At 42.1% G+C, this 12,108-nt stretch carries 12 protein-coding genes; 5 read left to right on the top strand and 7 right to left on the bottom strand.

Features of this window, described 5'->3' with window-relative positions; genetic code table 11:
• The 4 genes from ACFE90_RS29470 to ACFE90_RS29485 form a co-directional block, all read right to left on the bottom strand.
• Positions 1–1,044, bottom strand: a 1,044-nt coding sequence (locus tag ACFE90_RS29470; RefSeq protein ID WP_375505917.1) for a UvrD-helicase domain-containing protein, incomplete at its 3' end; no start/stop codon positions are given.
• A gap of 703 nt (positions 1,045–1,747) precedes the next feature.
• On the bottom strand, positions 1,748–2,500 hold the full coding sequence (aqpZ, locus tag ACFE90_RS29475; protein ID WP_335024622.1) for an aquaporin Z: 753 nt from the start codon (positions 2,498–2,500) through the stop codon (positions 1,748–1,750).
• 249 nt (positions 2,501–2,749) lie between these two features.
• Positions 2,750–2,965, bottom strand: a complete 216-nt coding sequence (locus ACFE90_RS29480; RefSeq protein ID WP_375505918.1) for a hypothetical protein — start codon at positions 2,963–2,965, stop codon at positions 2,750–2,752.
• Positions 2,966–3,414: 449 nt separating this feature from the next.
• On the bottom strand, positions 3,415–4,503 hold the full coding sequence (locus ACFE90_RS29485; protein WP_375505919.1) for a RuBisCO accumulation factor 1: 1,089 nt from the start codon (positions 4,501–4,503) through the stop codon (positions 3,415–3,417).
• A gap of 484 nt (positions 4,504–4,987) precedes the next feature.
• On the opposite strand from ACFE90_RS29485, the gene ACFE90_RS29490 reads away from it, so the two are divergent.
• The 3 genes from ACFE90_RS29490 (at position 4,988) to ACFE90_RS29500 (ending at position 8,183) form a co-directional block, all read left to right on the top strand.
• On the top strand, positions 4,988–5,926 hold the full coding sequence (locus tag ACFE90_RS29490) for a response regulator (RefSeq protein WP_375505920.1): 939 nt from the start codon (positions 4,988–4,990) through the stop codon (positions 5,924–5,926).
• 147 nt (positions 5,927–6,073) lie between these two features.
• Positions 6,074–6,778 (top strand): bifunctional demethylmenaquinone methyltransferase/2-methoxy-6-polyprenyl-1,4-benzoquinol methylase UbiE, encoded by a 705-nt coding sequence (ubiE, locus tag ACFE90_RS29495; protein WP_375505921.1) that lies wholly within the window; start codon positions 6,074–6,076, stop codon positions 6,776–6,778.
• Positions 6,779–6,947: 169 nt separating this feature from the next.
• Positions 6,948–8,183: a DUF445 domain-containing protein gene (locus ACFE90_RS29500; RefSeq protein ID WP_375505922.1), complete on the top strand. Its 1,236-nt coding sequence runs from the start codon at positions 6,948–6,950 to the stop codon at positions 8,181–8,183.
• Between the two features lie 117 nt (positions 8,184–8,300).
• Here the strand turns inward: ACFE90_RS29500 and ACFE90_RS29505 are convergent, their stop codons facing one another.
• From ACFE90_RS29505 to ACFE90_RS29515, 3 genes are all read right to left on the bottom strand, one after another.
• Positions 8,301–8,897 carry a Uma2 family endonuclease gene (locus tag ACFE90_RS29505; protein WP_375505923.1) on the bottom strand — a complete coding sequence of 199 codons (597 nt, stop codon included), beginning with the start codon at positions 8,895–8,897 and terminating at the stop codon, positions 8,301–8,303.
• 412 nt (positions 8,898–9,309) lie between these two features.
• On the bottom strand, positions 9,310–9,555 hold the full coding sequence (locus ACFE90_RS29510; protein ID WP_375505924.1) for a DUF4238 domain-containing protein: 246 nt from the start codon (positions 9,553–9,555) through the stop codon (positions 9,310–9,312).
• 109 nt (positions 9,556–9,664) lie between these two features.
• Positions 9,665–10,990: a cytochrome P450 gene (locus tag ACFE90_RS29515; protein WP_375505925.1), complete on the bottom strand. Its 1,326-nt coding sequence runs from the start codon at positions 10,988–10,990 to the stop codon at positions 9,665–9,667.
• A 95-nt stretch (positions 10,991–11,085) separates the two neighbouring features.
• Here ACFE90_RS29515 and ACFE90_RS29520 point away from each other — a divergent pair, with 95 nt between their 5' ends.
• Both ACFE90_RS29520 and ACFE90_RS29525 read left to right on the top strand, forming a co-directional pair.
• A complete protein-coding gene (locus tag ACFE90_RS29520) occupies positions 11,086–11,256 on the top strand; it encodes a hypothetical protein (protein ID WP_375505926.1) in 171 nt (56 codons plus the stop codon).
• A 407-nt stretch (positions 11,257–11,663) separates the two neighbouring features.
• The coding region (locus tag ACFE90_RS29525) for an integrin alpha (RefSeq protein ID WP_375505927.1) at positions 11,664–12,108 on the top strand (445 nt) is incomplete at its 3' end.

Raw genomic sequence — 12,108 nt, forward strand, 5'->3', positions numbered from 1 at the left:
ATCGGCTGGGGTAAAGGTAGAGTTAATCGCTTGGTTCGGGTCACCAACTCGTACAAAGTAGAGTGGGGAGTGGGGAGTGGGGAGTGGGGAGTGGAGAGTGGGGAGTGAAGAATCAACATCACTCGCCAAAATTTCTAACAACTGCGTCTGTAATGGGCTAGAATCTTGGGCTTCGTCTTCAAAGACGGCGAAAACTTGGTTTTGCTCAATGCGACGGGCGCTGTCGTTTTCTAAAACGCGCAGTGCGGCTAAAATCATATCGTCGTAGTCGATGAAATCACGCGATCGCATTAAGTTTTGATATTGCTCATACAATCCCGCCGCTACGCTCAAAATTGCATATTCGTCTGTAGTTTGTTTACTCCACTCCCGCAATTTTTTTGGCGATATTCCAGAACTTTTTGCTTCATGAATTACCGTATTAGCCAATTCTGGCAATACTTCTGTTCGCAGCACCGATTGACGACGTAACCTTTCTGTCTCTTCTCCGTCAAATTGATGACCTTCTAATAACCGCAAATATATTCCTGGATTATTTGCAATCCATTGCTCTACAGCTGTTCGGATAAAACGGTGACTTTGAGTTGGTGTAATTAATGTGACATTTTCTAATTGTAAACCGGACAAATCAGGATGGCGACTGGCAATATTCAACGCTAAACCATGTAGGGTATAGACAAAAAATCCAGTCTGAGGGAGAGATAAATCATCTCGTAAGAATTTGCGAATCTTCGCTTTAATATTGGCAGCAGCTGAACGAGTAAAGGTGACAACTACCAATTGACGACGCGAGGATGAACGTTCATACTGACGTGCGATCGCGATCGCCGCCGCCGCCGCCATACCAGTGGATTTGCCTGCACCAGGAACGGCAGAAATAGCCAAAGGGCCAGATTGCCAGTCAGCCATTTGTTGCTGTCCAGGGCGTAGACTGTTGCGGATTGCTAGAATTTTCTCCCGCAGAGAAGAAACAGGCGATCGTTCAGACAATTCTGAGTGGAGTAATTCTTGAGCCACAGGAGCAGTAAATTTAGAGTCTGACATATCAAATTTTATATTTTAAATAGATGTTGAATGTAATTCCCAAACCACAGATATGAATAATCTTTGGTGATTCTCTGTAAATATATCTTAACCCCCCTTAAAAAGGGGGGTTGGGGGGATCTTCAGACTCAAAATATCACTAACTAGTAGAGTACGGCGGAAGTTTGCCTAACTTTAACAAGGGGCAAAATCCCCTTGTTAAGACCCAAGTCTCGTTAATTGAGATGGTATGTGGATTTACGCCTCAGTGTACTAGTTAATTCGCAAATAAGTCTAATGATTAAGAATGTAGAATAATTAATAAATCGGTTGTTTACTAGTAAAATAGTAATCTAAAATTTTTGAAAAATAGAGTGTATATAGCAGCCATAAATCATTCGTGAAAAGTAAGCTCCCCGACTTTTTTGATAAGTCGGGGAGCTGGACACCGTGAATTTTCATAAACTTAAATATTCTGTCAATCATGTGACTAAACAAATTAGCCAAGCGTTATTTGTTCAGTCACGGGATTGTTAAGAAATCTAAAAACGAAATCTCAAGCGATGCCTACGGCGGGCTGCGTAGGTGCAGCCTCACCTGAAGATTGATTATAGGCACAATGCAGATCCAACTATTGCCCGTTTTGATGAACTGCTATAAAAACCAGAAATACCGGGCTAACTCGTACAGTTGAAAATGACTTTTAGAGTAGCTTTTTGAGATTTTACCGTTCTTCCACTGTTGATTCACTAAAGATAGCTACGTACAACCATCCAGCTAAAATAGCCCCCAAGATAGGAGCTATCCAGAACAGCCAGATTTGCGAAAAGAGTTCTACACCTGCAAATAGAGCAACTCCAGTACTACGAGCAGGATTAACCGAAGTATTGGTTACAGGAATGCTGATTAGGTGAATTAAGGTGAGTCCAAAACCAATTGCTAGTGGTGCAAATCCTTTAGGAGCACGGCTATCAGTCACACCCAGAATAATCAGCAGAAACATGAAAGTCATCACAACTTCAGTAATGAGGCAAGCAAACAGCGTGTAACCACCTGGAGAATGAGTACCATAGCCGTTGGTAGCCAGTGGGTTGAAGCCAGTCAGCGTAAATCCAGTTTTGCCGCTAGCAATCAGGTAGATAATCCCCCCAGCAACAACTGCGCCGATCACTTGAGAGAGAATGTAAGGTAGTAAGTCAGACCCCGGAAAGCGCTTACCTGCCCATAGTCCAAACGAAACAGCTGGATTGAAATGACCACCAGAAATATGACCAAAAGCATAAGCCCCTGTGAGGACAGTAAGCCCAAATGCCAGGGATACACCTACTAATCCAATACCCAATGGAAAAGAAGTATTCTCGCTGATTTTTGCAGCATCTTCTGTGTAGGCGGCGGCTAGAACAGCACTACCACAGCCACCTAAAACAAGCCAGAATGTACCGATAAATTCGGCCAAACAACGTTTCGTGAGAGACATTTTCGGAAAACTCCTTGTTCAGCTACAAACGAGTAATGGCTATGTTGAATAATGCTTGAATCATTCCTGCCAACAGGAAATCCATTGCGTTTGTTTGGTTATGAAACTAAATCGAAAAAATAGGAATTTGTTTTTTCCTCAATAATTGTGGTGATAAAATATGAAGATACTGGAAAAGCTAAAATCCCAAAAAAATGCTTAATAAATTAAGAATTTTGCTCTCATGATATAGGACTCATATTTGATTTTTTAAATATCCGTAGGGGAGCCAGTGCGTTGCGGTGAATCCAGCGCTCTCCGGCGGGTTTCCCGCCGTAGGCGACTGGTATTAGCGTAGCGGTAGCAACTGTGCGTAGCGTCACCCGAAGGGAGGTTCCCGACGCTCGTAAGCGTTGCCATGCCAAAAGCTTTACGCTGCGTTATCCGTTGTAGCAACTGGCGTTGCGTTACGTTACGCGATAACACAATGCCAGTCCGCTCAAGTCGGAAAACCCGCCCACACGGCTGGCTCCCCTACATATACTTAAATTTTTTCAAAAATCAAATCGGATTGCTGTATCTGTTGAGATTGTTGATCCAGTGCGTTCTATTAAAAGTTATTACAAAATTCAAATAATTTTTGTGCTTTATACACTTTCAGCTTAGAAAATTTGGGTTTTTCCTGTTACGGTCGTTACTTTGTGACTGTTCAGGGGATGTCATCATCCCTCAAAATATGGACTTACACAAGTCAACGAAAAATCAAGGGTTTAGGCAAAGCATTGCCAAGCCAGTGCCAAGTTCATGTTAAGAGAGTTAAAGCAGATGGAGCATTGACTAAACAAAAAATTGAACCAATGCCGCCATTTGCTTTCCGCTGTTTGAACAGTCAAAACAAGTTCACATCACGCAGTTAGTTCTGTCTAAAATTGAATTTATTCGTCAATCTGCCATGAATCCTTAGTTAATTCTTCATCCAGAATTCTTTTAGGACGCACGATGATAATAATTTTTCCTAGTAGAAGAATTTCTGGCTCAGTTTCAAACCACTGAAAATCTAATTCACCACCATTTTCAACAACAAAATAGCTGGAGGCATCCCATTTTCGTTGGGTACGATCTACCACAACTACGACAGGCCCAGTTTGGCTTTGGGTTTGGATGGGGAAGCGATCGCTATTCGCTAAAATCACTACTGGATCTTCTGCCGCCAACAACACTTGCCAACCTGGTAATGGTATCCAAGCTTGCTCTCCAGAAAACTTGACCAACCGAAATGGTTCAATTTCTGTCAGTATGGGCACAGCTTGCAAGTCTTGTCGTGATAATGGCAACTCGCCTACCACGGGCAAAATTCGGGGTAATTGTTCTTCAAATTCCAGACGGTAAAAGGGTAGAATTGGCGCTGGACGCTGGGGAGCAGTAGTAAAATCAGTCAGTAGCTGTTCGATTTTTTGCCTTGCTGCTGGCGTATGAGCAAAGCGTAAACCTTTAGCAATTAGGCGCGATCGCTGTTGTAAATCTACATTTTGGCGTGCCAGTTTCCAAACTTGATGAGCAACAGCATCCCCAGGATGGGCAGAAAATCCTTCTGGTAAAGTGCGGAAATAGGAATACTCTTTGATTGCTTTTGCTATTTCCCGTGCCTCATCGGCATCAACATTGTGGACGAAGATTAGTTCGGCGGCGGCGGCGCGTTCTTCTTGAGTCAGTAAACGCAGTTCATATAAAACATCACTGCCACGTGTAGCATAGTGCGATCGCGTTTCTTGCGATACTCCAAACTTTTCCAAAGAATTGTAAACTTGAGAACCAACAACCACTTGATTTTGTTGAATCGGCTCAAATCCAGTCGCCTCAAAAATGTCTTGGGGGTTGTAACCGATTTTTAGCAACGAGGCGATCGCCGTTCCCCATTCCACCCAGTTACCTTGTTTTTGCCTCAGCCTTCGCAGTAATTCTTGTGCTACATCGTTGGTAACATTTTCTTCGGGATTCTGAGCGTTGGGTGGTAGATCAGTCATAATCAGAGTGCGAGCTTCAACTTGGGAGGTTGATTAATACCTCATGAGCAAGTCTTATTCTAATCTATGAACTACCTATAGTTATATATTTTGCACCTGCCCACTTTCTTGCCAAAAAATAAGTTTCACAGGCTTTTAATGCAAGTCTACTAAGCGTGGACTCTAATCCTTATTAAGTCTTCTTTAGAAGAATGCAAGCTAATAGCCTCAGAATTCATTCTGAGGCGGTTGTTGGGACTGGTGCAAGTCTTGAGTATAACTACTGCTTTGAGTTGATCTGTAGAAACTTATCTAGTTAATTCTTCTTATGGAATTTTTTCTTGCTTCAGATATTTGGGCAGGCAAATAGCCTCTGTGACACTCATAACTACCGTATTTAAATATGCAAGCTAAATCCGTAAAAACCCTTGATAAATTTGAGCCATTCTCAACTAAGCTTGGTATGGAATATAACAAGATAGTGAATATTTAAAGGAAATATCTTATGGATAAGCCCAGTGTCGAAATTGATAAACTCCAATATCCAGTGATGACTCTCCAACAACCAAAAAAGCTGAAAATCCTGGTAGTTGACGATGAGCCAGATAATCTCGATCTGCTTTATCGTACCTTTCGACGCGACTTTAATGTTCTGAAAGCTGATAGTGGGGTGAACGCCCTAGAAGTTTTGGCAGCAGAAGGGGAGGTAGCGGTGATTATCTCCGATCAACGGATGCCAGAAATGAAAGGAACTGAGTTTCTCAGCAAGACTGTACCTCAGTTTCCCGATACGGTTAGGATAATTCTCACCGGATTTACTGATATTGAAGACTTGGTAGAGGCGATTAATGCAGGGCAAGTCTACAAATATATCACCAAGCCTTGGGACCCAGGCGAACTGAAGGCAGTGGTGCAAAGAGCAGCAGAAACCTACGACTTGCTCAAGCAACGTACAGAAGAATTACGCCGTTCTCATGCTCAAATAGCCTTGCTGAGTGTTTTGGTACAGGTAACTCAAGCAGCTTCTAGCTTAGAAGAAACTCTCGCTCCAATTGCTAGAGCTGTGAGTGATACTTTTGGAACAGATGGGTGTATTCTACAACTGACAGATGGAAATACTCTGATTGCGACTCAAGGAACTTACAGCGATACAGGTACAATTGAGAATTGGCTATCTGTTGACCCACTAACAAAGGAAGCGATCGCCACTGGGCAAATGCAAGTTTCCTCAAATATACTTAAAGACACTAAATTAGTTGATGCTATTCACTACAAAAACACGGGTGTGCAAGCACATTTAGTTATCCCAATTAGCTACCGTAATCAACTTTTGGGCGTATTATCCCTACAGTGGAAACAAGCCTGCACTTTACGGGAAGATGAATTAATGCTAATTAATTTATCAGCCCAACTGATTGCGATCGCTCTTACTAGTTGTCATTAGTCATTTGTCATTAGTCATTAGTCAAAAACCAATGCCCCTCAAGAGTGCTGAGTAATGAGTGCTGAGTGCCCAGTAGGGAATCTTAATTCTTTACTCGGAACTCGGAACTCGGAACTGTTTTGCCCCATGCCCAATACCCAATACCCAATGACTAACGAAATTCAGTCCATTTTTAACCGTATTGCTCCGGTTTATGACCAGTTGAACGATTGGTTGAGTCTGGGACAGCATCGAATATGGAAGGAAATGGCAGTGAAATGGAGTGCAGCTAAATCGGGTGATACTGCATTAGATTTGTGTTGCGGTAGTGGTGATTTAGCCTTACGTCTGGCACGGCGGACAGGAGCAACAGGGAAGGTTTACGGAGTGGATTTTTCACCCAACCTGCTAGAAAAAGCTAAAGAACGCTCACATTGGCAGTATCCCCAACCTGCGATCGCCTGGGTAGAAGCCGACGTGCTAAATTTACCCTTTGAGGATAACCAATTTGATGCCGCAACAATGGGCTATGGTTTAAGAAATGTTAAAGATATTCCCCGCAGTCTCCAAGAGTTATACCGGGTTTTGAAGCCGGGTGCTAAAGCCGCAATTTTGGACTTTCATCGACCGAGTAATCCTCAGCTACGTGCCTTTCAGCAGTTGTATCTGGACAGTTTTGTAGTGCCAGTTGCCAGTTATTTAGGGTTAAAAGAAGAATATGCTTACATTAGCCCTAGCTTAGACCGCTTTCCCATCGGGAGAGAGCAAATAGAGTTAGCGCGTCAAGTTGGTTTTGCTGTTGCCACACACTATCCCATTGCGAACGGTATGATGGGAGTGCTAGTGCTTAGTAAATTAGGAGTTATTAGTTAAAAGTTATGAATTATGAGTAGTGATAAATTCTCACTTAAAATTTATCATTCATAACTCCTAACTCTTGTACAGACGCGATTAATCGCTTTTGTACAGACGTGATTAATCGCGTCTCTACTGTTAACTCCTAACTTTAGGCTCTAAACTCCTAACTTTTTTAATTCTTCCCTTGGACTGGTCTCATCTTTGGCTTTATGTGTCTCCCCCGGTACTGGGTGGAATTATTGGCTATTTCACAAATGATATAGCCATCAAAATGTTGTTCCGTCCTTACCGAGCAATTTACATTGCTGGACGAAGAGTACCCTTCACCCCTGGATTGATTCCCCGCAACCAGGAACGTTTGGCTCTGAACATTTCTAAGACAATCATGGGGTCACTGTTGACACCACAAGAATTGCAAAATCTGGCGCGGCGTCTGTTGCAAACAGAACGCGTGCAAGGAGCAATTCTCTGGTTGTTGCAGATGGCGATTGAACAAATAAAAACAGATAAAAACGAGAAAAGTGCCAAAATTGTGGCGGGGATTTTGCGGGATTTAATAGGGGAATCCTTGCCACGGTTACTCAAGGTTTTAGCGCGACGTGAAGACTTTTTGGAAGCGCAGATCAATCAAATTTTTGATCAGATATTGCTGGAATTTCAATTGAGTGAAGAACAAGCCACGCGGCTTGCTGATTGGTTGTTGCAAGCAGTTTTACCACCAGATGTGCTGCGGCAGACGATAGTTGATTTTTTGACCGATCGCACAATTCAAATTATTGATGAAGGCTTCCGCGAAAAAACCAGTGGGACTTATTGGGTAGTAGCAAATTTGTTTGGCTTACGTAATACTCTCACGCGACTACGAACTTTTTGTTTGGATGAAAAAGAGGCTGCTAATACTCGCTTGCAAGAATTGACTAAAGATTTGCAAATGCGCGATCGCATTCGGAAATTACTGCAAAATTTATCATTACAAAACTTGCCAATGGGGACGGTGCGTCAACTAAGAAAGACCACCCGCGAAAGTGTCCGCCATTACTTACAAAACAGTGGCAGCGATTTTTTACAAGGATTAACTGATTCTGTTGATTGGGAAAATATTGCTGTAGTGCTGCTAAATCGTCTGAGTACTTCGCCTGTTGTCAATACTTCTTTAGAAGTGATGAGTCAAGAATTGGCTTTAATATTAGATAAGTATTTGGAAAAAGATTTAGAAGTAATTGTGGCGCAAGCAATTCCGATTTTGTCGATAGATCAAGTGATAGTTGACCGGGTGAAATCAACTTCACCGGCTGATTTAGAAGCTGCAATCGAGGGAATTGTGAAAAATGAATTGCAAGCGATTGTAACTTTAGGTGGGGTTTTGGGTTTTGTCATCGGGTTATTGCAGACTGGGTTTTTAATATTTAGTCAATATTAATTTTGTATTTTTGACTGTAAATTTTTCTCAAATTAGAGTTGCAAGTTGCCCAGATTGTGAAATGAGTTAAATTGAGCGATCGCCTTTTGAGAAGAGGTGCGAGTAAAAAGCGATCGCTTAACTCAAAATCTGTGTCAGATCAAGCACAAACCCAGTCAATACATCCTCTCCTGATAAACTAGTAGGCGATGTCTCCGACGGGCTACGCCTACGCAAAACCTCAACTTCCTGTCCTGGGCGGTAAATTTCTACCTGTTGGTTCTGGGGGTCAATCAGCCATCCTAAACGCACACCGTTGTCAATATACTCCTGCATTTTTTGTTGTACAGTCCTTAAGCTGTCTGAAGCAGAGCGTAATTCTACCGCAAAATCTGGAGCGATCAGTAGGAATTTGTCGGGGTCTGGATTCAGGGCTTCTAATCGTTTCCGGCTCACCCAAGATGCATCTGGAGAGCGATTTGCACCATTGGGGAGTTTGAAACCTGTAGAAGAGTCAAAAGCCAAACCTGTGCCATCAGCATCAGCCCAATTACCTAAGCGCTGTGTCAGTCTACTATTACGATTTCCGCTCTCCCATCCAGTTGGTGGCATGATAATCAATTCTCCCTCTGCCGTGCGCTCAAGTCGCAAATCTCGATTATTTTGACACAGTTGGAAGAACTGCTCATCTGTCAGTTCAATGGTGGGGCTGAGGTTCAGAATCAGGGCAGTCATAGTTGCCTCTCAAGCTTTCTAACTGTAGGGTAGCACTGAGTTGGCATACTAGGTTCACTATCTAATAATTGCCATGCTTGCTAGAGAAATATTTTCAGTTAGACTCTTTTATTTTTTCAAAATTGGGATGCTCTCGTTCTACAATTTTTAGTGTTGCTGAATTATAGGATAATTTTATCCAATTTAGAACGAATTTTTAATGGTTTCAACCGCAAATTCATTATCATTTTCAGGTTTTTGTTTAACTTCTTTTAACAATTTTCTGAATTCAGGTGTTCTCAAAGTTTGTGTGGCTAAAAGATAAGACCAATCTTTTTTAGCAATTTTTTTATAACTTTAATTTTAGATTTCTGTTTCTCATCTAATTTCATAATATAAGATACGCGTCTTTCAAATTTTTTATAAAAAGGAGCTATAATACTTTCAATTTTTTGTAAATCTGGATCAAAGATTTTTTGTTATCTTTTCCTACTAAATCAACGGGAAAATCATAAAAATAATTTTTTGTAGCTGTATCTTTTACATCACTTGAATATGGGGATTTTTGAGTTATTTTATTGAAAATCCAAATTTTGTAATTTTTGCCATTTGGAGACGAATTAACAAACTTTTTTAAATAGAATTGAGATACATAATGTTCTTTTTTGGTGTTATTCATTATTTCTACTCTCCCCTAATAATCTTTATTTCCTCAGCCGTTAACCTATAAAGATGAGCTACCCTATCATCAATCTCTATTTCCCATTACTTGCTTGATCACCAAAGGCTCAATATATGCATGCTTGTAAAGTATCTTTAACTTTAGAAGGCTGACGAATTGGAGCGATCGCAGAATAATCAGGTTTTACTGTCCAGTCATAATGGCGAAGCAGCGTAGAAAGCACGATTTTCATTTCCATTTGGGCAAATTCCATGCCTAAACATCGGTGCGAACCATAACCAAAACCCATTAGTGCTAAAGGATGTTTCTTATCTTCTTCACGAGGTGGTGCAAAGCGATCAGGGTCGAAGTGATCGGGATCGGTGTAGAGTTCTGGTAAACGGTGAGTCAACATCGGCGAGATAGTCACAAACCAACCAGCAGGAATGCGATAACCTGCATACTCAATATCCTTGAGAACTCCACGATTATAGGCATACACTGGCGGATAAAGCCGTTCTACTTCTTTTAAGACGTTGGTTAAATCTGGAAGTTGTTTGAGATGAGACAGATTAAGGGGATTATTTCCCACAACTGCTAATTGCTCTTGGCGCAGTCGCGATCGCCATTCTGGATGATTACCTAATTCAAATATTACCCAACTGAGCAAGGAGGCTGTTGTCTCGTGTCCAGCAAATAGCAATAGCAATGCCTCGTTGATTATCTGTGCTTCGCTCAATTTATTGCCGTTTTCATCAACAGCTGCTAGCAGCAATCCCAAAACATCTTTTGATTCTTCTAAGTTACCCTGCTCGATACGCTGGGCGATCGCTTCATGCAAAAAAGCTACTAATTTACCCCTAGCATTTTGACCGCGACTATATAAAGTAAAAGGGACATTCAATTTGAATATTGCCATACTGCTCTCTAGCAGTTGTGTAAACCACTGACTAGTTTGCTCAACTTCGCTCTTGTTCTGACTTCCCAAAAACAGGCGAGTAGCAACCATCAGGGTAAGCTGGCGAAAACTAGAATTCAAAGGAATCGTTCTCTGTCCCCAATCTTTAAGGAAGTCTTGCACAATATTTTGAATGGTGTCGAAATATGTAGCTATCGCTTTTCCGTGAAATGCTGGATACATTAAGCGACGAGTTAGGCGATGTTCTTCCCCATCTTGTAATAAAATATTGTTGCCAAATGTTGATTCTAAAAAATACCATCCTATCCGCGACGACATGTGTTCTGCCTGTTCCACCAGCACCAGCCGATTAGCATCAGGGCCAATTAAATAAGCACGTTTACGCCCCATGACGCTCGTTTTAAAAACTGAACCATACTGCTGGAATCGTCGCCACAAATACAACTCTGAATCCTGAAATATTTCCAAAGTCTCCCCCAAGAGGGGTAAGCCATAGCTACCAGGCATTTCCTCGGCGGATTTTAGCTGTCGCATATTTGAGTACCTCCAGCAGGAATTAGCTACAGTATCTACTTAGCAGTTAATTTTATTTTGGCTGGTGTGCAAACAATCAAAGTTAAAAGTGAGGAGTGAGGAGTTATATCGAAGCAGAGCAACGCGAACAGCAGCATTTGGCAAAAATTCAGGTAGTAGGTCAAATTAATTTACTCCAGCGACTATCAAGCGATGCCTGCGGCGGGCTACGCCTACGCATCAGCGTAATCCCGTTGGAACATCAAACTTCCAGAAGAGAACACTAAACTTCAAGAAATATTTTTGTCCAGCTACTTACCACTGTGGCGACCCCTGTTCATTAATTCCACAAAAAAATAGTATACATTATCGTGTAGACCGCTTACTCTCAACAAGAGGCATGGGGGCAGTTCTTGTTCTTAGCAGAGGGGAAACCCCATACTTCAAAGTAAGGGCCTTAGACTGTGGACGCATTATTTCTCGTGCAAGGCATCTCGAAATAAATATTTTTCCCTTGAGCATAAATAAATTTAGGAGCTTGAGACCCTTTTGGCACCTTGTATTCCAGAATCTTTCTCGGACTGCAAAAACTGCTAAGAGCAAGAACTGCCTATAAAGGTCAACACTCAACAGTCATTCTGACTTTAAGTTCAATTGTTTAAATTTTTAGTTCTCAAAACAAAAGGACGAACTCATGGCAAATTCAGTTTTCAACTTATCTAACCTCAACGGCACGTCGGGCTTTGCCATCAACGGCATCAATCCAGATGACCGTTCAGGCAACTCTATTAGCAGTGCCGGAGACATCAACGGCGACGGCATTGATGACCTGATTATCGGGGCAGATGGTGCCGACCCCAACGGCAGTTCTTCAGGGCAAAGCTACGTGGTGTTTGGTAGCAAGGAAAGTTTTGATGCCCAATTCTACCTCTCCACCCTCAACGGCACGTCAGGCTTTGCCATCAACGGCATCAATCCAGATGACCGTTCAGGCAACTCTATTAGCAGTGCCGGAGACATCAACGGCGACGGCATTGATGACCTGATTATCGGGGCAGATGGTGCCGACCCCAACGGCAGTTCTTCAGGGCAAAGCTACGTGGTGTTTGGCAGCAAGGAGGGTTTTGATGCCCAACTTG

It is taken from the genome of uncultured Nostoc sp., from assembly GCF_964245445.1.
Classification (GTDB): domain Bacteria; phylum Cyanobacteriota; class Cyanobacteriia; order Cyanobacteriales; family Nostocaceae; genus Nostoc.